The organism is Pantoea sp. SGAir0184, assembly GCF_043544755.1.
Window position 1 is genome coordinate 3264985 of the sequence record NZ_CP028050.1, and the last position, 23024, is coordinate 3288008.

The 23024-nt window shown below is 59.2% G+C and carries 23 protein-coding genes; 10 read left to right on the forward strand and 13 right to left on the reverse strand.

What is annotated here, in order from left to right; translation table 11 throughout:
- Positions 1–438 precede the first annotated feature (438 nt).
- Both C1N60_RS15580 and C1N60_RS15585 read left to right on the forward strand, forming a co-directional pair.
- Positions 439–1086, forward strand: coding sequence for a CPBP family intramembrane glutamic endopeptidase (locus C1N60_RS15580; RefSeq protein ID WP_021507241.1), 648 nt, complete (start codon positions 439–441; stop codon positions 1084–1086).
- 93 nt (positions 1087–1179) lie between these two features.
- Positions 1180–2199, forward strand: a complete 1020-nt coding sequence (locus C1N60_RS15585) for a LacI family DNA-binding transcriptional regulator (RefSeq protein WP_166710228.1) — start codon at positions 1180–1182, stop codon at positions 2197–2199.
- Here C1N60_RS15585 and C1N60_RS15590 read toward each other — a convergent pair.
- Positions 2194–3078: a LysR substrate-binding domain-containing protein gene (locus C1N60_RS15590; protein ID WP_166709662.1), complete on the reverse strand. Its 885-nt coding sequence runs from the start codon at positions 3076–3078 to the stop codon at positions 2194–2196. The two genes, C1N60_RS15585 and C1N60_RS15590, sit on opposite strands and share 6 nt — an antisense overlap.
- A 152-nt stretch (positions 3079–3230) precedes the next feature.
- Here C1N60_RS15590 and C1N60_RS15595 point away from each other — a divergent pair, with 152 nt between their 5' ends.
- Positions 3231–4610, forward strand: a complete 1380-nt coding sequence (locus C1N60_RS15595) for an NAD-dependent succinate-semialdehyde dehydrogenase (RefSeq protein ID WP_215800338.1) — start codon at positions 3231–3233, stop codon at positions 4608–4610.
- Between the two features lie 51 nt (positions 4611–4661).
- Here C1N60_RS15595 and C1N60_RS15600 read toward each other — a convergent pair whose 3' ends face one another.
- From C1N60_RS15600 to C1N60_RS15620, 5 genes are all read right to left on the reverse strand, one after another.
- Positions 4662–6101, reverse strand: coding sequence for a glycoside hydrolase family 1 protein (locus C1N60_RS15600; protein ID WP_238561145.1), 1440 nt, complete (start codon positions 6099–6101; stop codon positions 4662–4664).
- A gap of 12 nt (positions 6102–6113) precedes the next feature.
- The gene (locus C1N60_RS15605) at positions 6114–6428 is read right to left on the reverse strand and encodes a PTS lactose/cellobiose transporter subunit IIA (protein WP_010618140.1); all 315 of its coding nucleotides are present in this window, start codon (positions 6426–6428) and stop codon (positions 6114–6116) included.
- Positions 6428–7744, reverse strand: a complete 1317-nt coding sequence (locus tag C1N60_RS15610; RefSeq protein ID WP_394521070.1) for a PTS sugar transporter subunit IIC — start codon at positions 7742–7744, stop codon at positions 6428–6430. The genes C1N60_RS15605 and C1N60_RS15610 overlap by 1 nt, the downstream gene beginning before the upstream one ends.
- A gap of 88 nt (positions 7745–7832) precedes the next feature.
- A complete protein-coding gene (locus C1N60_RS15615) occupies positions 7833–8141 on the reverse strand; it encodes a PTS sugar transporter subunit IIB (protein ID WP_031279665.1) in 309 nt (102 codons plus the stop codon).
- Between the two features lie 208 nt (positions 8142–8349).
- Positions 8350–8535 carry a hypothetical protein gene (locus C1N60_RS15620; protein ID WP_021507248.1) on the reverse strand — a complete coding sequence of 62 codons (186 nt, stop codon included), beginning with the start codon at positions 8533–8535 and terminating at the stop codon, positions 8350–8352.
- Positions 8536–8746: 211 nt separating this feature from the next.
- On the opposite strand from C1N60_RS15620, the gene C1N60_RS15625 reads away from it, so the two are divergent.
- The gene (locus C1N60_RS15625) at positions 8747–8917 is read left to right on the forward strand and encodes a hypothetical protein (RefSeq protein WP_190286072.1); all 171 of its coding nucleotides are present in this window, start codon (positions 8747–8749) and stop codon (positions 8915–8917) included.
- Positions 8918–9028: 111 nt separating this feature from the next.
- A complete protein-coding gene (locus C1N60_RS15630; protein WP_021507249.1) occupies positions 9029–9268 on the forward strand; it encodes a hypothetical protein in 240 nt (79 codons plus the stop codon).
- A gap of 111 nt (positions 9269–9379) precedes the next feature.
- On the opposite strand, the gene yniD is transcribed toward C1N60_RS15630, so the two are convergent.
- From yniD to C1N60_RS15660, 6 genes are all read right to left on the reverse strand, one after another.
- On the reverse strand, positions 9380–9487 hold the full coding sequence (gene yniD, locus C1N60_RS15635) for a small membrane protein YniD (RefSeq protein ID WP_021507251.1): 108 nt from the start codon (positions 9485–9487) through the stop codon (positions 9380–9382).
- A 79-nt stretch (positions 9488–9566) separates the two neighbouring features.
- On the reverse strand, positions 9567–9995 hold the full coding sequence (locus C1N60_RS15640; RefSeq protein WP_021313986.1) for an OsmC family protein: 429 nt from the start codon (positions 9993–9995) through the stop codon (positions 9567–9569).
- A 62-nt stretch (positions 9996–10057) separates the two neighbouring features.
- Positions 10058–11248: an FMN-dependent L-lactate dehydrogenase LldD gene (gene lldD / locus C1N60_RS15645; protein ID WP_058769356.1), complete on the reverse strand. Its 1191-nt coding sequence runs from the start codon at positions 11246–11248 to the stop codon at positions 10058–10060.
- Positions 11248–12033: a transcriptional regulator LldR gene (lldR, locus tag C1N60_RS15650; RefSeq protein WP_058757996.1), complete on the reverse strand. Its 786-nt coding sequence runs from the start codon at positions 12031–12033 to the stop codon at positions 11248–11250. Before lldR ends, lldD begins: the two co-directional genes overlap by 1 nt.
- Positions 12030–13679, reverse strand: coding sequence for an L-lactate permease (gene lldP / locus C1N60_RS15655; RefSeq protein ID WP_088516210.1), 1650 nt, complete (start codon positions 13677–13679; stop codon positions 12030–12032). The genes lldR and lldP overlap by 4 nt, the downstream gene beginning before the upstream one ends.
- A gap of 227 nt (positions 13680–13906) precedes the next feature.
- Positions 13907–15079 carry a cyanate transporter gene (locus C1N60_RS15660; protein ID WP_394521071.1) on the reverse strand — a complete coding sequence of 391 codons (1173 nt, stop codon included), beginning with the start codon at positions 15077–15079 and terminating at the stop codon, positions 13907–13909.
- Between the two features lie 87 nt (positions 15080–15166).
- Here C1N60_RS15660 and C1N60_RS15665 point away from each other — a divergent pair, with 87 nt between their 5' ends.
- Both C1N60_RS15665 and C1N60_RS15670 read left to right on the forward strand, forming a co-directional pair.
- On the forward strand, positions 15167–16027 hold the full coding sequence (locus tag C1N60_RS15665) for a LysR family transcriptional regulator (RefSeq protein ID WP_031279666.1): 861 nt from the start codon (positions 15167–15169) through the stop codon (positions 16025–16027).
- 89 nt (positions 16028–16116) lie between these two features.
- Positions 16117–17478: an amidohydrolase gene (locus C1N60_RS15670; protein WP_394521072.1), complete on the forward strand. Its 1362-nt coding sequence runs from the start codon at positions 16117–16119 to the stop codon at positions 17476–17478.
- 109 nt (positions 17479–17587) lie between these two features.
- Here C1N60_RS15670 and C1N60_RS15675 read toward each other — a convergent pair whose 3' ends face one another.
- Positions 17588–17785 (reverse strand): hypothetical protein, encoded by a 198-nt coding sequence (locus tag C1N60_RS15675; protein WP_010618157.1) that lies wholly within the window; start codon positions 17783–17785, stop codon positions 17588–17590.
- 391 nt (positions 17786–18176) lie between these two features.
- Between C1N60_RS15675 and dbpA the strand changes: the two genes are divergently transcribed.
- The 3 genes from dbpA to C1N60_RS15690 all read left to right on the forward strand — a co-directional run bounded on the left by dbpA (position 18177) and on the right by C1N60_RS15690 (position 23015).
- Positions 18177–19556 (forward strand): ATP-dependent RNA helicase DbpA, encoded by a 1380-nt coding sequence (gene dbpA, locus C1N60_RS15680; protein ID WP_058758000.1) that lies wholly within the window; start codon positions 18177–18179, stop codon positions 19554–19556.
- 141 nt (positions 19557–19697) lie between these two features.
- Positions 19698–20660, forward strand: coding sequence for a chemotaxis protein (locus C1N60_RS15685; protein ID WP_394521073.1), 963 nt, complete (start codon positions 19698–19700; stop codon positions 20658–20660).
- A gap of 798 nt (positions 20661–21458) precedes the next feature.
- Positions 21459–23015, forward strand: coding sequence for a methyl-accepting chemotaxis protein (locus C1N60_RS15690; protein ID WP_058758001.1), 1557 nt, complete (start codon positions 21459–21461; stop codon positions 23013–23015).
- The last annotated feature ends 9 nt before the right edge of the window (positions 23016–23024 follow it).

The window sequence follows — 23024 nt, forward strand, 5'->3', positions numbered from 1 at the left end:
TGACAAAAGGCGCGATTTTCTGCTCACATTTTCGGATTAATCGCACGCTGTGTCTAAAAATCACCCGCGCAGACGCTACAATTATCTAAGACTTTTCTGAGGAGATAATGATGGAACTGGCTATTTTTATCGGCTTCGCCATCGTGATGACCTTCGTGGCCGTCCGGGTGCGTTAAGCCTCGTTAATTTTCTCTCTGCCGTTGTGCACCAAACGGTGCCAGCGGCATCCTCCGCGCCAGATAAGTGATTCGGTTCCCTCTCCGCCTGCTCGTCAGCGATGAAAGCGCAAGCTACCATGCCGCGCATCGCCTGCGATGAGACGGTCGGTTAGCGCCGCGATTGTGGCGTATCTGAACCGGCGAAAATCTCCGCAAACGCACCTCGACAGCACCGATCGCCGTTGCTACTATGCGTCTTCCTCTGCCCGCTGAGTCGCCTATGGACACCCAATCCGACAAAGTTACGTTGACCCTGTTTTACGTGGGTAGCTTTGTGGTTTATTACCTCGTGACCATGCTGATTACGCTGTTTCCCAATTACGGGACGCTGCGCAATAACGGCTTGCTGGTGCCAGTGCTGTGCCTGTTTGAATTTGCCGTGATTTATCCCCTGTACCGTTTCTACTGCCAGCGCCGCAGCGACATTCCCCTGGGCTTTCTGCGTCCCGGCCAGGCACTGCTGTTTATCGGCGCGCTGTTTGTACTGATGGTGGCGCAGACGCAGTTCCTGCAGCCGGAAGGCTGGCTGATTGAACAGAGCCAGCAGGGACGCAGCTCAATGCTGATTCTGCTGCTCACCGCCGTGCTGCTGGCGCCGGTGTTTGAAGAGGTGCTGTTCCGCGGCTTCCTGCTGCAGGCGTTTTTGCTGTGGGCGCCCAAAAGCCGTTTTGCCTGCATGTTGCTCACTTCGCTGCTGTTCGCTGCGTTACACACGCAGTACGTGCACTGGGAAACCATCGTTGCGCTGACGCTGTTCTCACTGCTGCTGTGCTACGCGCGTCTGCGCAGCAACAGCCTGGCGTTGCCGATTTTTCTGCATACGCTGAATAACCTGATCGCCATCCTGCCCGCCTGGTTCTACGCCTGATCCCTCTCACTGTTTGCTAACGATGCCATTAATTTCCCTGCATTTTCAGGTACTATCGCTTTTTAGCCTGCAGGAATGATGGTCGAAGCGCTGATGATTACTATGCTGGATGTGGCCCGCAAAGCGGGCGTTTCTAAAGCCACCGTGTCGCGCGTGCTGGCGGGCAACCGCTATGTGAGCAAATCCACGCAGCAGAAAGTGTTTCAGGCGATAGAGGAAACAGGCTACCGCCCGAATCTGCTGGCGCGCAGTCTGGCGACGCAAAAATCGCAGAATATCGGCCTGATCGTCACCCATTCGCTGTTTAACGGCCCCTATTTCAGCGAGCTGCTGTACCAGACGGCCACGCTGACCAATAACTATGGCCGCCAGCTGATCCTCGCCGATGGCAAAACCAGCGCTGACGATGAGCGCGCGGCAATCGAGTTTCTGCTCGATCTGCGCTGCGACGCCATCATTATCTACCCGCGTTTTCTCGACACCGCCGCGCTGGAAGCGATCATCGACCAGCACGATATCCCAATCATGGTGGTTAACCGCCGTCTGACGCAGCACGCGGCGAACTGCGTCTGGGCTTCGCACCAGCAAAATACCCGTGATGCGGTGAACTACCTGATTGCGCGCGGTCACCATGACATTGCGTTTATCACCGGACTGGCGGGATCGCCCACCGCCGCCGCGCGTCTGGCTGGCTATCAGCAGGCGCTGGCCGACCATCAGCTGCCGTATGACGCGGCGCGCGTACTGCCGGGCGCGTGGACGCCGGAGAGCGGTCAGGCGGCGGCACGCCAGCTGCTGAGTGCCGGCGTACCGTTCAGCGCGCTGATGGCCAGCAATGACGATATGGCGATTGGTGCCGCGCTGGCGCTGAATGCGGCGGGCAAACGGCTGCCGCAGGATGTATCGCTGATGGGCTTTGATGATATTCGCATGGCCGAATTTTTCCTGCCGCCGCTCACGACGGTTCATGTGCCGGTGGCGGAGATGATTCAGCACACGCTGGCGCAGCTGGTGGCGATGCTGGAGGGCGAAGCGATTGCGCCTTTGCCGCCGTTCAGCGGACGGCTGATTGAGCGCGCTTCCGTGGCCGATGGACCGTTTCGCTGCTCATAACGCCTCGCCGGCATCCTGCGTGACCAGCCACTGCTCCAGCTGCTGTAGCGTAGCAGCCTTAACGCTCTCCTGCGGGCGCACCAGGTAATAGGTGTGCCGGCCACAGTCCAGCTGGTAATCCTCCATGGCGATCAGCGTGCCCGCCTTCAGCTCCGCTTCCACCAGCACGCGCTGCGCCAGCGCAATCCCCTGCCCTTCAATAGCGGCCTGATAGGCCAGCGCCGAACTTTCCATCTGCCGCCGGTGCGGCAGCGCGTCCATTTCCACGCCAAATGCTTCGCACCAGCGCTGCCAGTCATCAGGACGTCCGCGCACCAGCAGCAGGGTATGCTGCGCCAACCCGGCCAGATGCATGCTGGCGCGCCGGTCAGCCGTCGGACGACACACCGGCACCAGCACGTTTTTCACCAGCGGCGTGACGTGCTGCTGCGGCCACGTACCGTCACCAAGCCGAATCGCCGCGTCGCAATCCACCGTATCGTCCCATTCCGACGCGGTCGTCAGGCGCACGTCAATCGCCGGATGCGCCAGCTGAAACAGTGCCAGCCGCGGAATAAGCCAGCGGGTGGCGAAGGTGGTGAAGGAGTGCAGCCGGATGACCGTGCGGCCGGCATTGCGCTGCAGCGTGGCGCTCGCCTGGCGAATACCGTCGAGGTGCTGGCTGATTTGCAGAAAATAGGCATTGCCGGGCAGCGTCAGTACCAGCCCGCGCCCCTGACGCTGAAACAGCGCCGTGCCAAAGTACTCTTCCAGCAGACGAATCTGACGACTCACCGCGCCTGGCGTCACCGACAGGCCATCAGCCGCTGCCCGCACGCTGCCGCTACGGGCGACATATTCAAACGCCAGCAAGGCATTCAGGGGTGGCAAATCACGCATCAGTTAACCGTTCAGTTTTTCTCAATGATGGAGCAATTTTAATCGATTGTGGCGAAAAGGCCAGACGCGCATCATTTCTGCACAGCGGCAGCCAGCCCGATAACGCTGACTGCCAGGTTGTCACATTGATTCTGACACTGGAGCACACTGGAATGATTAAAGTCACCAATCCTGCCGACGGCAGCCTCGTCGGCGAAGCACCGTTCATGCGCCACGACGAGGTCACGGCCGCTATCGATCGCACCTGTGCCGCGTTTCCGGCATGGGCGGCAAAAAGCGCAAAACAGCGCAGCGACCTGCTGCGTGGCTGGTACGATCTGGTACGCGCCGATAAGCACCTGTTTGCTGAACTGATGGTCAGGGAGAACGGCAAATGCCTGAGCGAAGCGCTGGGCGAAATCGAGTACGGTCTCGGCTTTATTGAGTGGTATGCGGAAGAGGCCAAACGCGTCAACGGTGATACCCTGCCGTCGCACGATGCTAACGCCTCCGTGCTGGTGGTAAAAGAGCCGGTCGGCCCGACCGCGGCCATCACGCCGTGGAACTTCCCGTTTATGATGATCACCCGCAAAATTGCTACCGCGCTGGCCGCAGGCTGCACCATGATCATCAAACCGGCAGAAGAGACGCCGCTTACTGCGTATAAACTGCTGGAGTATGCACGTCAGGCCGGTATTCCCGCTGGCGTGTTTGAGATGGTGACCGGCGATCCGCAAGCCATCGGCGAAGCTTTTACCAGCGATACGCGCATCCACAAAATCTCCTTCACCGGATCTACCCGCGTCGGCAAACTGCTGGCGCAGCAGTGCGGGGCCACGCTGAAAAAGATGACCATGGAGCTGGGCGGCAACGCGCCGTTTATCGTGTTCGCCGACAGCCCGCTGGAAGAGAGCGTGGCCGGGCTGGTCAGCGCCAAACTGCGTAACTCCGGCCAGGTGTGTATTTCGCCTAACCGCATCTTTGTGCATGACGCGATTTACGATGCCTTTGTGCAGCAACTGGTGAAAACAGTCAGTGAGATCCGTGTCGATCAGGGTATGCAGCAGGAATTTGTGGTTGGCCCGCTGATTAACCGCATGGCGCTCGATAAAGTCACCGCGCTGGTGGATGATGCGGTAGCGCAGGGGGCGACGCTGCGCCTCGGCGGCAAGCCACACGCGAAGGGCGGGCTGTTCTATGAACCCACCATCCTGTGCGATCTGGACGCCTCGTTTGCCGTGCACAACACCGAGATTTTCGGACCGGTATTTGCCCTGTACCGTTTCAGTGATGAAGAGCAGGTGATTCGCTGCGCTAACGACACCGAATACGGTCTGGTGGCATATGCGTGGACGCGGGACGTTGGCCGCGCTTTCCGCCTGTCGAAAAAACTGGAAGCCGGCATGGTGATCCTCAATTCCGGCTCAGTCGGTACGGCGTCAGTGCCGTTTGGCGGTATCAAGCACTCCGGCTACGGCCGCGAGGGCGGCCATTACGGTATTGAAGAGTATGTGCAGGTAAAATATGTGCTGATGGCGGGACAACACCGCTAATCACGCTGCTGGCGCGGCGGCGACCCAGCCGGGATGCCGCCGCGCCGCGCGTTAGTATTCCACCTCCGCATCAGGCTGTGCACCGTTATTGCGGATCAACTGCTGATACCAGAAAAAGCTCTTCTTGCGATAGCGCGCCAGATCGCGCAGATCGTGTTCATCGCGGTTAACGTAGATAAAGCCGTAACGTTTGCTGATGCCCTGGTGGGTGCTGACCAGATCGATGGCCGACCACGGACAGTAGCCAAACAGCTCGACGCCATCGGCAATGGCCAGCCGCAGCTGAGTGATATGCTCGCGCAGATAGGCAATGCGATAGTCGTCATACACTTTGTTGCCCGCCTCCAGCGTGTCGAACGCACCGAGACCGTTTTCTGTCACAATCAGCGGCAGGCGATAGCGCGCGTAGATCTCCCGCGCGGTAATGCGGAAACCGACCGGATCGATATACCAGCCAAACTGATTCTGCTGCAGATGCGGATTGTTGCAGCCGACGTACACCGATTTGTCGATGCCGGCCATCTGCTGGTCGGCCTGCTGCTTGCTGTTCAGCTCACCACGCGCGACCTCAGGCATGTCAGCACTGACTGTGGCCGATGCATAATAGTTGAAGGCGATAAAGTCCGGCTGACCGGCGGCGATGGTCGCCATATCCTCCGCCTCAATGTGCGGCAGCCAGCCGCGCTGCTGCAGAAACGCCCACACCACGTTGTTGTAATGACCGTGCACCGCCAGGTCGAGGTAGAGCCAGTTGCGGATCGCTGAAAAGTTATCGGCGGCCAGCACATCTTCCGGTCTGGCGCTGGCGGCATAGATACAGGAGATGTTCGGTGCCGGGCCAATTTTGGCCTGCGGCAAGCGCTGGTGACAGGCAATCATCGCTTTAGCCTGCGCCAGCATCATATGGTGGTTCTGCTGATACAGCGTTTTCTGCGCATCCACCGTGCCGGCCGGCAGCGTGCCAATCACCTCGCCTTTGAGGATCATCATGTTCTGTTCATTGATGGTCAGCCAGTATTTCACCCGGTCGCCATAGTGCTCGAAACAGGTGATGGCGAAGCGCTCAAAGGCGGCCACGGTGCGCCGGTTTGACCAGCCGCCATCCTGCTGCAGCGCCCACGGCAGGTCGAAGTGATAGAGCGTGACCAGCGGCTCAATGCCGTGGCGGCAAATTTCATCAATCAGCTGCTGATAAAACGCAATGCCCGCCGGATTCAGCTCGCCGTCTCCCTGCGGATAGATGCGGCTCCAGGCGATGGAGAATCGATAGGTTTTCAGGCCAAGCTCCGCCAGCAGCGCGATATCTTCCCGGAAGCGATGATAGTGATCGCTGGTGACGGTGAAATCCGTCATCCCCTCAGGAAAATGGCCTTTATCGATCACCGACGGCCCTTTGCCGTCTTCGTTCCAGGCGCCCTCAACCTGATACGCCGAGGTTGAAGCGCCCCACAGAAAGCCGTGCGGAAACGCACCGGGGTTAGGATGTTGCATACTGCCTCCTTGTTAGTCCGCAGCCAGCTCGCGCCGCAGCTGGATGATCTCTTCCGCCAGTTCACGGCACAGCATGGCGTTCATCAGATGATCCTGCGCATGCACCATGATCAGATTGACCGGAATTTTGCCGCAGCCTTCGTCGGCACCGATCAATTCGGTCTGGATACGGTGCGCGGCTCTGGCCGCCTCGCTGGCTTCGCTCAGCAACGCATCGGCGCGTGGCCACTCTTTGCGCCGCGCCGCGCGCAGCGCTTCCATCGAGCAGGAGCGCGCTTCTCCCGCCTGAATAATCAGTTCCATGACCGTGCTCTCATCAATTTCCATCATGCCTCCTTAACCGGTTGCGCTGCGGCGGCCTGCTCAAGCTCCTGCAGCAGCAGTTGCCGCTCATAAATTTTGAAAAACGGGTAGTAAATCAGCGTGGCGATGGTTACCAGCACGGCAATCAGCACGATGACGCGCCAGTCCCAGCCGGTCGACCAGGCCGCCCCGATCGGTGCCGGCGTGGTCCAGGGGGCCAGCGACACCACGTGGTTAATCAGCTGGGTTTTGGTGGCTGTCCAGGCGAGCGTGGCGTTGACTAACGGCGCGCAGATAAACGGAATGAACAGAATCGGGTTCATCACCACCGGCGAACCGAAGATGACCGGCTCGTTGATGTTGAACATACTGGGCACAATGCTCAGCTTGCCAATCGAGCGCAGATGGGCCGAGCGGCTGCGCAGGTAAAGCAGCACCAGCCCCATGGTGGAACCGGAGCCGCCAATAACGATGAAAAACTGCCAGAACGGCTCGATAAACACGTGTGTGATCGGCTCACCGGCGTTGAGCGCCTGCTGGTTGAGGCCAAGGTTAGTCAGCCAGAACGCCTGCAGAATGCCGCCGACAATCACCGCACCGTGAATGCCAGCGAACCACAGCATGTGGCACAGCAGCACCGCCACCAGCACCGCCGGTAACGAATCCGAGGCGGAGATAATCGGTGCGAACAGCGCCATGATCGCCTGCGGCAGCAGCAGGCCAAACTGCGCCTGCACCCACAGGCTGAGCGGAAACAGCGTGATGAAGATGGCGATGATCGGGATCAGCAGATCGAACGACTGACGAATTTTGGGCGGCACCTGCTCCGGCAGCTTAAAGCCGATGTTGTGCTTTTGCAGGAAGTGCATCAGCTCAGTGGCGAACAGCGCCACCAGAATCGCGGTGAAAATGCCCTCGCCGCCGAGTGAGCCAACCGGCAGCGTGCCGTTGCTCTGCGGCGCGGCCACCACCAGAAACGCCATCAGCGCCAGGCTGGCCGCCATAAAGCCGTTCATCTTGTAGCTGTTCGCCAGGTTATAGGCGATGGCGCTGGCGATATACAGCGCCATGATGCCCATGGTCATGTTATACGGCATCATGATTTGCGCTTCATGCGCGCGCACCATACCGAGCCACCACTGGGCAAACGCCCATGAACTGTCAGCTGAGAACGGCGGATGGGCAAACAGCAGCATAAACGAGCCCACAATCAGAAACGGCATCGAGGCGATAAATCCATCGCGGATGGCAATCACATGGCGCTGGCTGGAGAGGCGTCCGGCCAGCGGGCTGATGCGGTTTTCAATCACACCAAATAACGATTCGCTTATGCTGCTCATCGGCGAGCTCCTTGCATCAGGCAACAACAGAATAAGCCTGTGCATTGGCGCACAGGCGTAAACAATTATTTTATTTTCGGAACAATCGTCAGGCGTGAATCAGCTTTAGCGAATCATCTAATATTTTCGCGCCATTCATCATGCCGTAATCCATGCTATTAATCACAGTGATAGGCTTATTTAGCTGCTGCGCCAGCGGCTGGAAGTCCGCCAGTTTGTATTTAATCTGCGGCCCGAGCAGGCAACAGTCAAAGTTCGCGATCTGATCGTTAAACTCTTCAATGCCAACGGCTTTTATCTCAACCTCGACGCCCTTCTCTTTGGCGGCCTTCTCCATTTTCTGCACCACCATGCTGGTGGACATTCCGGCGGCGCAGCAGAGTAGAATCTTTGGCATCATTCAATCCTCAGTGTGGGGTTTAATTAACGAATACCCGCGCTAAAGATTTTCTGCAACCGGTTTCAGATTTGCGTTACGGATCTGTGAGAAATATCAAAAAGCGCACTGCAAATTTAATCGGGATGCAATAATAAACGGAAGAGATTATGTGAAAGTCGGGGAACAGTGGCGCGGCCAGACACAGCGCGCCACCGGGGGCAGAACGTCAGGAGATGGCGGAATCTTTTTGCTTGTCGGCTTCGAAGTGTGCCTTGAACTGTTCGTAGATGGAGATCATATTGGAAGCATCGCCGTGCAGCGGGCTCAGTTTACCGGCGCGTACCAGTTCGATGACCAGTTGCAGGGCGGCCTGTTTTGGGCTGCTGGCCGGATGGGCAATTTCATGAGACATCAGATATCACTCCTTATTGTTGTCAGTGCCGCACAGTTTAGCCCAGATTGTGCTGCTAATGGGCGCGGCGCTGGTTATCATCATCCTGTTCGGACAAAAAAGCCGCTCAGGCTGTTCATTGACGCCTGAGGCGTTTAGCTATACTGGATCAAAAAAAGGAACACACAGCCACGCATTCCGTACCACGGGAATGGTGCAGAAGGAGTCGGTTATGTTGATTGGTTTTGTCTTGTTAGTGAGCGCCTGCGGCCACGATGCCTGTGATGCCCTGCCGGTGTCGGAGCGGATTTACCCCACGAAAGTGGCCTGCGAAGAGATGGCCGATCGCATCCATAAAGTCCGGCCGAACGTGGTGCTGCTTTGTGGGGAAGTGCACCGTTAATTCGGTGCCAGTGCGTCATCAATTGCATAAAAAACAGCCAGACGGCATTGCAACCTGGGCCCGCAGCGTTCAAAATATAAGCTGCTTTACACTATTACAGTTGTGAATCCCATGAAAAAAACTCGCCCCCGTCGTCCCAACGGACGCTGGGTTTATTACATTTTGTATGACGGCATTCTCTGGCCCTGTCCGGTGCGCTGGGAGTGGGAGAGCGGCTTCGGCGGCTGGCTGCCGTTTTACTATTCGCCCACCTTTGAATTTGTCGCGGGCGATCCGCGCAAGGCCTACCGCATTGCGCGCAGCAGCGTGCGCAATCTGCGCCAGCATGAGCATGACGGCGAATATGCCTGAGGCGTCAGAACTGCCACGGCAGCCACGAGGCCGTCAGCAGGTAGTGCACCAGTTCCAGCACCAGAATAATCATCACCAGCACCCCGAGCTTGTGGCGGCATACCCAATCCTTTAGCCCCATATCATCGCCGCCCAGCGAATCAGCATCAGCGCGCCGCAGATGCACAGCAACACCACAATCATCTTCCAGTGTTTTGTCGCAGCCAGTTTTTTTGCCACGTTTCCTCCAGACAGCAGAAAGCAACGATGCGCCCGCAGGCGCATCGCATAGTCTACCGCTGGTCACCCGTGAGGGCGATTAATTATTCAGCGTATAGTCGAGGGTGATTTCGGCATTCAGCACCTGAGACACCGGGCAGCCGGCTTTGGCTTTCTGAATGATTTCATCAAATTTGGCATCATCGATGCCCGGCAGCGCAATGGTGCTGTTGAGGGCAATTTTGGTGATGGCGAAGCCGTCGCCCTTTTTGTCCAGTGAAACATCGGCGGTGGTGTCGATGCTTTTCGGTGGATGACCGGCCTGGCCCAGCATCAGCGACAGCGCCATGGAGAAGCAGGCGGCGTGTGCCGCGCCAATCAGCTCTTCCGGATTGGTGCCCTTCTCGCCTTCAAAACGGGTGTTAAAACCGTATGGCTGGTTGCTGAGCACGCCGCTTTCAGTGCTAACCGTGCCTTTGCCTTTGATGTCGCCTTCCCAATGGGCCGATCCTTTCTTATGAATGGTCATGTCATTCCTCCTGTTAGTCAGACAGCTATTCAGTATAGACAAGAGCCGGCGCTTTGCCTGGCTTAGCGCACCGCGTGTGGGCGCGCCGGGCTGAGTCCGGCTTCGCTCAGCAGCGCATTCGCCTGCACCAGCGAATCCTGCGTGATGTCCGCAATGGTTTTCGCGCCGGTCAGCGTCATCGCCACCCTCATCTCTTTCTCAACCAGACTCAGCAGATTCTCCACGCCGCGCTGGCCGTGCGTCGCCAGCGCATAGATAAACGCGCGTCCCAGCAGCACGCTGTCAGCCCCCAGCGCAATCATGCGCACCACATCCAGCCCGTTACGAATGCCGCTGTCGGCCAGAATGGTGATGTCGCCCTTTACCGCGTCGGCGATGGCCGGCAGCGCGCGCGCCGACGACAGCACGCCATCCAGCTGACGTCCGCCGTGGTTGGAGACCACGATGCCATCGGCGCCAAACCGCACCGCATCGCGCGCATCTTCCGGGTCGAGAATGCCTTTGATCACCATCGGCCCTTCCCAGAATTCGCGAATCCACTCCAGATCCTGCCACGAGATCGACGGGTCGAAATTGTTCGCCAGCCAGCCGATATAATCTTCCAGTCCGGTAGGGTTACCGAGGTACGTGGAGATATTGCCGAGATCGTGCGGACGCCCGTGCAGCCCGACGTCCCACGCCCACTGCGGATGGGTGACCGCCTGCCAGTAACGGCGCAGCGCGGCATGCGGGCCGCTCATGCCGGAGTGCGCATCGCGGTAGCGCGCGCCCGGCGTCGGCATATCGACGGTAAACACCAGCGTCGAACAGCCTGCCGCTTTGGCCCGCTCCAGCGCGTTGCGCATAAAGCCGCGATCGCGCAGCACATACAGCTGAAACCACATCGGGCGGTTAATCGCCGGTGCCACCTCTTCTATCGGGCACAGCGACACCGTCGACAGGGTAAATGGAATACCGCGATTGGCTGCCGCACGTGCCGCCTGCACTTCACCGCGTCGCGCGTACATGCCGCACAGGCCGACCGGCGCCAGCGCCACCGGCATCGACAGCGTTTCATTGAACAGCCGTGTTTCCAGGCTCAGCTCAGCCATGTTTTTCAGCACGCGCTGACGCAGCGCCACGTCAGAGAGATCGGCCACGTTGCGCTTCAGGGTATGTTCTGCGTAGGCCCCGCCGTCCAGATAGTGAAACAGGAATGGCGGCAGGATACGTTGCGCCGCGGCGCGATAGTCACTGGCAGCAGAAATAATCATCAGTTGTCTTCCTTACGGGTAGCCTGCGTGGCGCCCGGTAACCGCGTGATGCGGGCCTGGCGCGCTTCGTCTTCATGCAGCGTTTTCATGGTGGTATGAACAAAGCCGAGGTGATCCATCGCCGCCTGGCGCGCCGCGTCGGCGTCGCCCGCCATCACCGCATCGAACATCGCCTGATGCTGGGCGTTGAGCTGGTTAAAAATCACCGGCTGGGTGTACATACGCTGGCGGCTGTGCAGCACGGAGGATTGCAGCAGATCAAAAAATCCGCGCATGGTCTGCAGTAGCACCAGATTATGCGAGGCTTCGGCAATGGCGAGGTGGAAGCGCAGATCCGCCTGCGCGGCCAGTTCGGGATCGTCGCAGTCGTTCATTTGTATCAGCGCGTCAAAGGCATAGCGCAGCCGCTCTTTATCCGCCTCGGTGGCGCGCTGCGCGGCGTGCCAGGCGGTGCTGGCCTCAATCGCGTGGCGCGCCTCAAGAATATCCCAGCGGTAGTCAGGATCGGCGGCCAGCAGCTGGCGAATCGGCTCGACGATGCGCTGTTCTGACCACGGCTCCTGCGGCTCGCACAGCCAGGTGCCGCCGCCGCGTTTACTGATCAGCACGCCACTGCTGATCAGCTGCTGAATGGCCTCACGCACCGACGAGCGCGACGCGCCGAAGCGGGCGGCCAGCGCACGCTCCGAAGGTAAACGCATGCCGGGTTTCAGCTGATGCTCTTCAATCCAGGCGCTAAGACGCGCGCGCAGCGTATCCGCCAGCCGCGGTGTGGGTTCAGTCATGGAATCATCCAGGTAAAGACATACGCCTGCAGCGTGGTGATCACGCCGACCATACAGGTAAAAATCAGGCTGTGTTTAACGGTAAACCGGAACAGATCGGACTCGCGCCCCACCAGCCCCACGGCGGCGCAGGCGATGGCGATCGACTGCGGCGAAATCATTTTACCGGTGACGCCACCGGTGGTATTGGCGGCCACCAGCAGCACATCCGACACACCAATCTGCTGCGCGGTGGTCGCCTGCAGCGCGGCGAACAGCGCGTTGGAAGAGGTATCGGAGCCGGTCAGAAAGACGCCCAGCCAGCCGAGGAACGGCGAGAAGAAGGTGAAGGCCTGGCCGGTGTGCGCCAGCGCCAGGGCCAGCGTGGCCGATAGCCCGGAGTAGTTTGAGATGAACGCAAAGGCCAGCACCATGCCGATGGAGTAGATCGGCAGCGCCAACTCCTTCAGGGTTTCGCCAAAGGTGCGCAGCGCCGCCGCCGGCTTCATGCGCAGGAAAATCACCGAAATCACCGCTGCCAGCAGAATCGCAGTGCCGGTGGCGGAGACCACGTCAAATTTGAACAGCGCCGCATACGGCGTTGCTGCGCTCACTACCGGCGGCATGCGTGCCACCAGCTCGTGCAGCAGCGGCACCGGCACGCTAAACACCCAGTCATACAGCGCGCCGCCTTTAGCGAACAGCGCTTTAAACGGCGGAATACTCCACAGCGTAACGGTCGCGGTAAGGAACAGGAACGGCATCCAGGCACGCACAATCTGCGCCAGCGTGTAGCGTTGCGTCCCTGAGGGCGCAGCCTCTGGCGCGGGTTCTTTAAAGCGGAAGATGCGCACCGGCTGCCAGCGGCGCAGAAACAGCGTCAGGCAGATCAGCGAAGCCAGCGACGAAATAATGTCCGGCAGCTCCGGGCCAAGGAAGTTAGAGCTGAGGTACTGAGCGATGGCAAACGAGCCGCCGGCCACCATTACCGCCGGCCAGGTCTCTTTGATGCCGCGCCAGCCATCCATGATCGCCATGATCCAGAACAGCACGATGAGGGTGAGAAACGGCAGCTGGCGTCCCGCCATCTGGCCAATCTGGAAGCTGTCCAGCCCGGTGACCTGACCGGCGACGATGATCGGAATCCCCATCGCGCCGAATGCCACCGGCGCGGTATTGACGATCAGGCACAGGCCGGCGGCATAGAGCGGATTAAAGCCCAGCCCGACCAGCAGTGCGGCGGTGATCGCCACCGGTGCCCCAAAGCCTGCCGCGCCCTCTAAAAACGCGCCAAACGAAAAGCCGACGATCAGCATCTGCAAACGCTGGTCTGGCGTGATGGAGAGAATCGAGGCGCGAATGATATCGAACTGGCCGGTTTTCACCGAGATCTTGTAGACAAACACCGCCGCCACGATGATCCAGGCAATCGGCCACAGGCCGTATAAAAAACCATACGCCACCGACGCCAGCGCCTGGGGCACCGGCATGCCGTACAGCAGCAGCGCCACCAGCAGCGCCAGCACCACGGTGATCGTACCGGCCTGATAGCCTTTCAGCTTGAGCTTAATCAGCGCGAAGAAGAAAAAAACAATCGGGATCACCGCCACCAGGCTGGATAGCCACAAATTGTTGAGCGGATCGTAGTTTTGTTGCCACACCTGCATGCCGTTTCTCCAGAGGTCACCAGAGGGATGCGGCGCATCGGCAAAAGCAGGCGTGCGCCGCAGATTGTTGCCCGGTTCCGCACCACAATTGGTAGGACCACATTGCGGCTGACGGGCTTTCTGGCTCCAGATAGTTAATGCATTGTTAACCCAAAGCAACGCGGCAGGCGTGATTTTTCGTGTTATGTGACCATGTGGCTACATTTTTATAACATTGGTAGGACCAATCAGCGCGCTGCCGCACCAAAGGCGCGCGCATAGCTGCGCGGATGAAAACGCAGATTGAGTCCGATCAGCCCCAGCGTCACGATGCCCTGCATCAGCCATACGCTGGCAAAGCTATGGGTGAGCACCTGCAACTGACCGGCAATAAACGGCATGCAGCCGGCGATGATGAATCCTGCGCCCTGCATGAAGGCCACCAGCCGCGCGCCTGCCTGCGGCTGCGGCAGATGATCGAGCGCCAGCACCATCGCCAGCGGGAACGCGGCACCGAGACCGAAGCCGGCGATGGCGGCCCACAGCCACGGCGCCAGCAGCGGCGCAAAAAGAAACCCGCTCATCCCGGCCAGCTGGCACAGCAGACTGACAATCAGCTGCGGACGGCGATCGGCACCGCGCGCCAGCAGCGGCATCAGCAGCGCGCCGGCAACCTGGCTCAGAATCATCACGCCCAGCAGCGAGCCGCCGGCCTGCGCCGACCAGCCCAGCCGGTGATACGCATCCGGCAGCCAGGCAACGCAGGTGGCATAGCCGCCGTTGACCAGGCCAAAGCTCAGCGCCAGCGACCAGGCGCGCGGCTTACGCCACAGCGGCGGCAGCGTTACCTGCGCGGCATCCGGCGCAGCAGGCACGCGCACCCGTAGCCACAGCAGGATAGCCAGCAGCACCGGCAGCGCCCAGCCGCTGAGCGCCAGCGGTACGCCAAGCTGCGCGCTGAGCCACGGCGACAGCGCCGCGCCCAGTCCGCCGCCGCCCATCAGCGCGCCCGCCCACAGCCCGGTAACCGCCGCGCTGCGCCGGCTAAAACGCTGTCGAATCAGTCCCGGCATCGCCATCTGCACCACGCCGACACCGATGCCAGCAAACAGCGCGCTGAGCACCAGCCCGCTGCCGCTATCGATCACGCCGCGCGCCGCCAGTGCCAGCAGCAATAACGTCAGCCCGGCCAGCAGTAAGGGCTTTAAAGCCATGCGCTGCATCAGCGTGGCGCTGAACAGCGCCACCGCGCCCATCATCACCATCGGCACCGCCGGCAGCAGCGAGGCGGCCAGCCCTGACAGATGCAGGCTGTGGCGCAGCTGGCCCAGCAGCGGACTGACCGAGGTCAGCAGTGGGCGCATGTTCAGCCCGGCCAGTACCAGCGCAGCCAGCGTTAACGTATTGGCATGTCGGTTCATAACCCATCCTGCAGTGAAAAGGTTGTCAGCATCGCAGCAGACAGTACTATTTGGAAATGAAATAACACCATGATGGGCAGTGGATAAATGAATCGTCAGCCAATGTTTACGCCGCAGCAGCTATTAAGCTTTGTGGCGGTGTGCGAGACCGCCAGCTTTACCCGCGCCGCCGAGCGTGTGCACTTGTCGCAGTCGACGGTCAGTCAGCAGGTGCGGCGGCTGGAAGAGATGGTGGGTAAAGCGCTGTTACAGCGCACCTCACATCAGGTGGCGCTGACCGAAGAGGGAGAAAAATTGCTCGGCTACGCGCGTCGCATCATCGCCCTTAACGGCGAAGCGCACGATGTGCTGAGCGATAAGTGGCGCGACGGCATTGTGCGCATTGGCGTGCCGGAGGATTTTGCCGCCCCGACCGCCAGCCTGCTGGCCGGATTCAGCCGACAGCATCCGCAGCTGCGTCTTGACGTGATGAGCGGCATGTACGTCGATTTGCATCGCGCATGGCAGCGCGAAGAGCTGGATCTGATGCTGATCAAGCAGCCGGGCGGCGATCGCCCGCTGGCCGCCCGGCCCGAGCCACTGCTGTGGCTGGACAGTGCCGAACACCCCTGCTTTGACCAGACGCCGCTGCCGCTGGTGGTATTTCCGCAGCAGGGGCTGTATCGCGAAGAGATGTGTCAGACGCTGGATGCGCTCGGCCGCAGCTGGCGCATCAGTTACAGCAGCGCCAGCCTGGTGGCCCTCGCCAGCGCCAGCGCCGCTGGTCTCGGCCTGACGCTGCTGCCCGCCAGCTGCCGCCTGCCCGGTCACCGCGTGCTGGGCAGCGCTGAGGGTTTACCGGTCATCAGCCATTTCGAGCTGGCGCTGTTCTGCCGTAAGCCGCAGGATGCGCTGCAACAGGCACTGGCCGCTGCGCTGGTGCAATTCTGCCAGCTACAGTGGCAGTGATTTTTCCACTGCCAGGCAGTGGGAAATATCGCAGCGCGGCGGCGTCGGTTTTGCCAGATTAGGTTTTTTCCTTTTGCCTGGAGTTTCCGATGCCTCTGACCGCTTCCAGCCGCCGTGATTTTCTCAGCCACGGCGTCCGCCTTACTGCCGCAGGCAGCCTGATGATGGCTGGCATGAGCAGCGCTGCCCGTCCCGACACACCACCGGTCTCGTCCACCCCGCCGCCTGCCGTGGCGCACTATCAGTTGCTGAATGTGCGCCTCGAAGAGGGATTTGAGCGCGACGGCGCGGAGATAGTAGCCACTCGCACTGCGCTGTACGACATCACCATTAAAGAAGGCAAGTTCAGCGCCATTAGCGCCGCCGGCCAGGCGCGCCAGCCTGCCCTGCCGCAGTGGGATGCCGGCGGTGCGCTGCTGTTACCGCGCACGCGGGACATGCACATCCATCTGGATAAAACCTTTTACGGCGGACCATGGCAGGCACCGCGTCCGCGGCAGGGCAAGACCATCATGGATATGATTGCGCGCGAGCAGGTGCTGATTCCCCAGCTGCTGCCAACCTCGCAGGCGCGCGCCGAAGCGCTGATTGGCCTGCTGCAAAGTAAAGGCAGCACCGAAGCGCGCAGCCACTGCAACATCGATCCAGTCAGTGGCCTGCAAAGTCTCGAACATCTGCAGCTGGCGCTGGCCAACCATCCGGCGTTTCGCTGTGAGATCGTTGCTTTTCCGCAGCATGGTTTGCTGCATTCGCAGGTCGATGGTCTGATGCGTGAGGCGATGCAGCTCGGCGTGCAGTATGTCGGTGGGCTGGATCCCACCAACGTGGATGGTGCCATGCAGGCTTCGCTTGATGCGATGTTTCGCATCGCGCTCGATTACGATCGCGGCGTGGACATTCATCTGCATGAGACCAGCGCCGCCGGCGTGGCAGCCATTCAGTACATGGTCGCCACCATCGCCCGTAACCCGCAGCTGAAAGGCAAAGTGACACTGAGCCACGGTTTCGCGCTCGCCACGCTGGAAGGTAAGGCGCTGGATGAGATTATCGCCGGCATGGCCGAACAGCAGATGAGCGTGGCATCAACGATTCCGATTGGCAAGCTGACGATGCCATTGCCGCAGCTGCAGGCAGCGGGCGTGACAGTGATGACCGGCACCGACAGCGTGATCGATCACTGGTCGCCGTTCGGTACCGGCAGCATGCTGGAGAAAGCCAATCTGTATGCCCAGCTGTATCGCGGATCGGATGAGTTTGGCCTGAGCCGCGCGCTGCATATCGCCACCGGCGGCATTCTGCCGCTCGCCAATAGCGGTGAGCGCCAGTGGCCGCAGCTGCAGGATGAAGCCAGTATGATGCTGGTCGACGCCAGCTGCTCGGCGGAAGCCGTGGCGCGCATTGCGCCGGTGCGCGCTACGTTCCAGCACGGCACGCCGATATTCAGCGCCTGAAGGCGCATCGCAGCCAGCACCAGCACGCCAGACCCGGCCACAAAAAAGCCTCCCGCAGGAGGCTTTGGAAGGTGACACCGGCGCGGCAAGCCCGATGATAATGCTGGATTTAAGACAACATCTGAATCGCCAGCGCATACAGGCGCTGGTGCTCATCGTCATTAACAGGCTCTTCTTCCGCATAACAGGCAATCATGGAGCTGACTTTATCGGAGGATAACGTCTCTCCATGCAGATGCAGCGTTAGCACGGCGCGGCCGACGATTTTCAGAACGTCTTCGTTTTGTCCCTGGACATAGTGACTCAATGAGGTGACCTCTGAAGTAATTATTAATTGCCAAATGGCGCGCTAAATATAAAGCAAAGCGGTTAGGATTTTTACTCAGATTTTCCGCATAACGCGTAACATATAAGCGAAATCTTACTGAAAATAGCCGTAACATGCCGCGATATTGCCGCTTACCTGCCGCTAATATCATTTTTTCCCTCGAAAAAGCGTTTTTACCGTTCGTGCTGCTTCGTGTGAAATTCGGAACATTCATTAAAACTTTGCGATAGTTGCACCTCATCATTGACCTGACAAAGCGCAACGGCTGACTAATTTCACCGCGTGATTATTGCCGCAATTGCCGTTGCCGATAGCCCGCCTTTCTGCCAGACTGGCCGCCGCTATTCCTGCTACTACCTGAGATGCTCCTGTGACTGCTTTTTCTACCCTGACGCAACTGCCTGCCAGCCAGCTCGATAACCTGCGCGAGATGGGCTTCGACGCCATGACGCCGATTCAGGCCGCTTCCCTGCCGGCCATCCTTAGCGGACGCGATGTGCGGGCGCAGGCGCAAACCGGCAGCGGCAAAACCGCCGCCTTCGGTATTGGCGTGCTGAACCGCATCGACAGCGGACGTTTTCATACCCAGGCGCTGGTGCTGTGCCCGACACGTGAACTGGCCGACCAGGTCAGCAACGTGCTGCGTCAGCTGGCGCGCTTTACCCGCAATATCAAGATCCTGACGCTGTGCGGCGGCCAGCCGATGAGCGCGCAGCGCGACTCGCTGGTGCACGCGCCGCATATTGTGGTCGGCACGCCGGGGCGCATCCTCGATCATCTCAAGCGTGACAATCTCGATTTGAGTCAGTTGCAGAGCCTGGTACTGGACGAAGCCGATCGCATGCTGGAGATGGGTTTCCGCGACGATATGGAAGCCATCATTGGCTTTACGCCGGATTCGCGTCAGACGCTGCTGTTCTCCGCCACCTGGCCCGATACCATTGCCAGCCTGAGTCAGCGCTTTCAGCGCGATGCGCTGGCGGTAGCGACCGAAGCGCAGTCGGAACTGCCGGCAATTGAGCAGCAGTTTATTGAAGCCAGCGCCAGCGAGCGTATTAACCTGCTCAGCGCTCTGCTCAGCCAGCAGCAACCGGCTTCCTGCGTGGTGTTCTGTAACACCAAACGGGAATGCGATGAGATTGCAGCCGCGCTCAACGATCGCCAGATCAGCGCGCTGGCGCTGCACGGCGATCTGGAACAGCGCGATCGCGAACGCGTGCTGATTCGCTTTGCCAACGGCAGCATCCGTGTGCTGATCGCCACCGACGTCGCCGCGCGCGGCCTCGACATTAAATCGCTGGCGCTGGTGGTTAACTTCCAGCTGGCGTGGGATCCGGAAGTACACATTCACCGCATTGGCCGTACCGGCCGCGCCGGCGAACAGGGGCTGGCGGTCAGTTTTGTGGCGGCCGACGAAATGGTGCGCGCCCATGCGCTGGAAGATTACCTGCAGCAGAAGCTCAACTGGCAGCCGGCCAGCACGCTGAAAGGCAAAGGCGCACAGCCGCTGCCGGCGGCAATGATGACGCTGTGCATTGACGGTGGGCGCAAAGCCAAGATGCGTCCCGGCGATATTCTGGGCGCCCTGACCGGTGAAGCCGGTTTCAGCGGCGATCAGATCGGTAAAATCGATCTCACCCCGACCCATGCGTATGTCGCCATCGACGCCGCGCAGGCGAAAAAAGCGCTGATCAAGCTGAAAGAGGGCAAGATCAAAGGCAAAAGCGTGCGCGCGATTCTGCTGAAGTAACTGTCGTGAGCGTGAGGGCGATCGCCCTTACGCTAAATTTTCATCGCCCTTCCCTTCATTTTTTTCCTCCGCTGCCGATAAGTTAATCATGGCGCTATTGCCCTGCCCTTTACTCCGCCCAGATTCTGCCCCGAGGCCACAATGGATAATTTTCAGAAAGAGATCGATGAACGCGCTAACCTTGCGCTTTCTAACAAATTCGAACTGCTGCTGTTCCGGCTGGGTTCCGATCGGCTGAAAGGCAAATCTGAGCTGTACGGCATCAACGTATTCAAACTGCGTGAAATTGTGCCGATGCCGACGATTACCCGCGCCGCCGGCATGAATTCACCGCTGCTCGGCATGGCCAGCATTCGCGGCCAGTTTATTCCGGTGATCGACCTGCCGGCCGTAACCGGCTGCAAACCGGAAACCGGCCTCAACCTGCTGCTGGTGACCGAATACGCGCGCAGCACCCAGGCATTTGCCGTGGAATCGGTGGAGAACATTGTGCGTCTCGACTGGAATCAGGTGCACACGGCGGAAGCGGGCATCGGCAGCCGTAACATCACCAGCATCGCCTGTCTGGACACCGACGGTCAGAGCAACAATCTGGCACTGGTGCTCGACGTCGAGCAGATTCTGTATGACATTATTCCGTCGGTGCGCGGCGTTGAGCCGAGCGAAGAGACGGCGAAGAATTTCAACCTTAAACCCGGCCAGGTCGCGATTGTTGCTGAAGACTCGAAAGTGGCGCGTCAGCTGCTGGAACAGGGGCTGAAAAGCATGGGCATTCCGGCCATCATGCACAATACCGGGCTTGAAGCGTGGATTAAAATCAGCGAGATGCAGAAAGAAGCGCAGGGTAACGGCGAGTCGATTCACGACAAAATCGCGCTGGTGCTGACCGACCTCGAAATGCCGGAGATGGACGGCTTTACCCTGACGCGTAACATCAAGCGCGACGACGCACTGCGGCAGATTCCGGTGGTGATTCACTCGTCGCTTTCCGGCAGCGCCAACGAAGATCACGTGCGCAAAGTGGGCGCTGACGGTTACGTCGCTAAGTTTGAAATCAACGAGCTTTCCAGCGTGATTTATCGCGTGCTGGAGAAGAAGCGCTAAGCGCTTACCCCGATTATCCCCTCAGGCGCGATGTTCGCGCCTTTTTTGTGCCCGCTCGCCAGCCTTCAGCAGCGTTACCGTAACGGCGTATTTATCCTGTCTTACTGATCTATTAATCGTCCCAGGTCACCATGAATGGTGACCCTACAGGGTCTCTGCGCGTTTTTTGCAGGGGGCATAATTTATTGCGCATTCCGCCACGGTGCGGGAAATGAAATGCGCGATGAATCGCGCCGCTACGGTTTGTGCGACGGGATAATGCAGATATCCCATCCGCAATGAATCATGATGGCGCGACTTATCGTGCAGATATTCCTTTCATGTGATGCCGCTGATAACCGCACGGTTGACTGATATTCCTTCCATGTGATGCCGCTGATAACCGCACGGGTGGTAGCGGCGCAATTTATTGCGCATTCCGCCACGGTGCGGGAAATGGAATGCGCGATGAATCGCGCCGCTACGGTTTGTGCGACGGGATAATTCAGATATCGCATCCGCCTCTGCGCGTTTTTGTAGGGTGCGCAATTTTGCGCACCGGCATAGGCCGTGATGCCACCTAATTACGACCAGTGATTAATCAACCTTAAGCCCTCTTAACCGTTTTGTGACAAATCCCTAAAAAATTAAAGTTAAAACATTAGCAACCGATAACTTTAGCGCCTGCGCAGGTGGCGCCAGACCCGTCTCGCCGCAACGGCAAAAAATCTTTCCTTTACACATCATCGACATATTGCAGACCCATCGTCTGCGTTTCCGTTTTAATACAACAGCATTCTGGCATTGCGGGGAGATCCAATGTTGAGCTTAAAGAATATGAAGGTCGGCGTCCGCCTGGGCATCGCCTTTGGTTTAGTGGTGGCACTACTGGTGGTGATTGGTATTACCTCAATCATGAAGATCAACAACATCAAGAGCGGCATTACCTCGATTGTGGAAGATCGCTATGTAAAAGTGCGGCTCGGCTTTGACGTGCGCGATGGCGTCAACGATCAGATCAAATACCTGCGTGGCATCGTCATCGATACCACCCGACCGCAGTTCAACGTGCAGCGCTTTCAGCAACTGGCAGACGCCACCGCCCGCACCAACGCGGCGATGAAGAAGATCGAAGCGATTCAGATTACCGCCGTGGGCAAGAAGAAAATTGCCAGCCTGCTGGCTGCCAGTCAGCAGTTTGAACAGCAGAAAAATGAGGTGCTGGATCTGGTGCGGGCCGGTAAAGCCGATGACGCCAGCTACTACGTGCTGAAAAAAATTACCGCCGTGCAGAATGCCTACCTCGACCTGGCGGTGGCGTTTGCTGATTCCCAGTCCTCGCAGCTCCAGCAGGAAGGTGCCGGCATTATCGACGATGGCACCACGGCGATTGAAGTCACGCTGGTGTTCTCCGCGCTCGCCATTCTCGCAGCCGTGGTGATGGGCTGGCTGCTGACCCGTTCGATTGTGCATCCGCTGAATGAAGCGGTGACCATCGCCAGCAAAGTGGCTGCCGGCGATCTCAGCTCGCGCATTGAAATACGCAGCAAAGATGAAACGGGCGCGCTGATGCAGGCTCTGCAGGCGATGAACGATAACCTGCTGACCATTGTTTCCGACGTACGCGCCGGATCCGACACCATCGCGGTGGCGTCCAACCAGATCTCCAGCGGCAACATCGATCTCTCTTCGCGCACTGAACAGCAGGCCAGCTCGCTGGAAGAGACGGCGTCCGCGATGGAGCAGATGACCGCTACCGTGAAGCACAACGCCGACAATGCGCGCGAAGCCAACTCGCTGGTGGCGAAAACCTCCGGCGTCGCCAAAGAAGGCGGTGAAGTGATGGAGCAGGTGATTGTGAAGATGGAGGCGATTGCCCTCTCCTCGAAGAAGATTGTCGACATCATCAGCGTGATCGACTCTATCGCCTTCCAGACCAACATCCTGTCGCTCAACGCGGCGGTCGAAGCGGCGCGCGCTGGTGAACAGGGTCGCGGATTTGCCGTCGTCGCCACCGAAGTGCGTAACCTGGCGCAGCGTTCTGCCTCCGCGGCGAAAGAGATCAAAGTGCTGATTGAAGACTCGGTGGCGAAGGTGGATGAAGGCAGCCGTCTGGTGACGCACGCCGGTTCAACCATTGGTGAGGTGGTCAATAGCGTAAGCAGCGTGGCGGAGATCATGAGCGAAATCACCATTGCCAGCAGCGAACAGAGCAGCGGCATCAGTGAAATCAATCAGGCCATTACGCAGATGGAAGCGGTGACGCAGCAGAACGCCGCGCTGGTGCAGGAAGCGTCCGCTGCGTCTCAGGCACTGCAGGAGCAGGCCGATCGTCTGGCGCAGTCGATGAGCGTGTTTAAAACCGCTGCGGTTTAAAACAGACAG

Coding starts and splice junctions, on each gene's coding strand:
- C1N60_RS15580 (WP_021507241.1), top strand. CDS start 439: ATGGACACCCAATCCGACAAAGTTACGTTGACCCTGTTTTACGTGGGT.
- C1N60_RS15585 (WP_166710228.1), top strand. CDS start 1,180: ATGATTACTATGCTGGATGTGGCCCGCAAAGCGGGCGTTTCTAAAGCC.
- C1N60_RS15590 (WP_166709662.1), bottom strand. CDS start 3,078: ATGCGTGATTTGCCACCCCTGAATGCCTTGCTGGCGTTTGAATATGTC.
- C1N60_RS15595 (WP_215800338.1), top strand. CDS start 3,231: ATGATTAAAGTCACCAATCCTGCCGACGGCAGCCTCGTCGGCGAAGCA.
- C1N60_RS15600 (WP_238561145.1), bottom strand. CDS start 6,101: ATGCAACATCCTAACCCCGGTGCGTTTCCGCACGGCTTTCTGTGGGGC.
- C1N60_RS15605 (WP_010618140.1), bottom strand. CDS start 6,428: ATGGAAATTGATGAGAGCACGGTCATGGAACTGATTATTCAGGCGGGA.
- C1N60_RS15610 (WP_394521070.1), bottom strand. CDS start 7,744: ATGAGCAGCATAAGCGAATCGTTATTTGGTGTGATTGAAAACCGCATC.
- C1N60_RS15615 (WP_031279665.1), bottom strand. CDS start 8,141: ATGCCAAAGATTCTACTCTGCTGCGCCGCCGGAATGTCCACCAGCATG.
- C1N60_RS15620 (WP_021507248.1), bottom strand. CDS start 8,535: ATGTCTCATGAAATTGCCCATCCGGCCAGCAGCCCAAAACAGGCCGCC.
- C1N60_RS15625 (WP_190286072.1), top strand. CDS start 8,747: ATGTTGATTGGTTTTGTCTTGTTAGTGAGCGCCTGCGGCCACGATGCC.
- C1N60_RS15630 (WP_021507249.1), top strand. CDS start 9,029: ATGAAAAAAACTCGCCCCCGTCGTCCCAACGGACGCTGGGTTTATTAC.
- C1N60_RS15640 (WP_021313986.1), bottom strand. CDS start 9,995: ATGACCATTCATAAGAAAGGATCGGCCCATTGGGAAGGCGACATCAAA.
- lldD (WP_058769356.1), bottom strand. CDS start 11,248: ATGATTATTTCTGCTGCCAGTGACTATCGCGCCGCGGCGCAACGTATC.
- lldR (WP_058757996.1), bottom strand. CDS start 12,033: ATGACTGAACCCACACCGCGGCTGGCGGATACGCTGCGCGCGCGTCTT.
- lldP (WP_088516210.1), bottom strand. CDS start 13,679: ATGCAGGTGTGGCAACAAAACTACGATCCGCTCAACAATTTGTGGCTA.
- C1N60_RS15660 (WP_394521071.1), bottom strand. CDS start 15,079: ATGAACCGACATGCCAATACGTTAACGCTGGCTGCGCTGGTACTGGCC.
- C1N60_RS15665 (WP_031279666.1), top strand. CDS start 15,167: ATGAATCGTCAGCCAATGTTTACGCCGCAGCAGCTATTAAGCTTTGTG.
- C1N60_RS15670 (WP_394521072.1), top strand. CDS start 16,117: ATGCCTCTGACCGCTTCCAGCCGCCGTGATTTTCTCAGCCACGGCGTC.
- C1N60_RS15685 (WP_394521073.1), top strand. CDS start 19,698: ATGGATAATTTTCAGAAAGAGATCGATGAACGCGCTAACCTTGCGCTT.
- C1N60_RS15690 (WP_058758001.1), top strand. CDS start 21,459: ATGTTGAGCTTAAAGAATATGAAGGTCGGCGTCCGCCTGGGCATCGCC.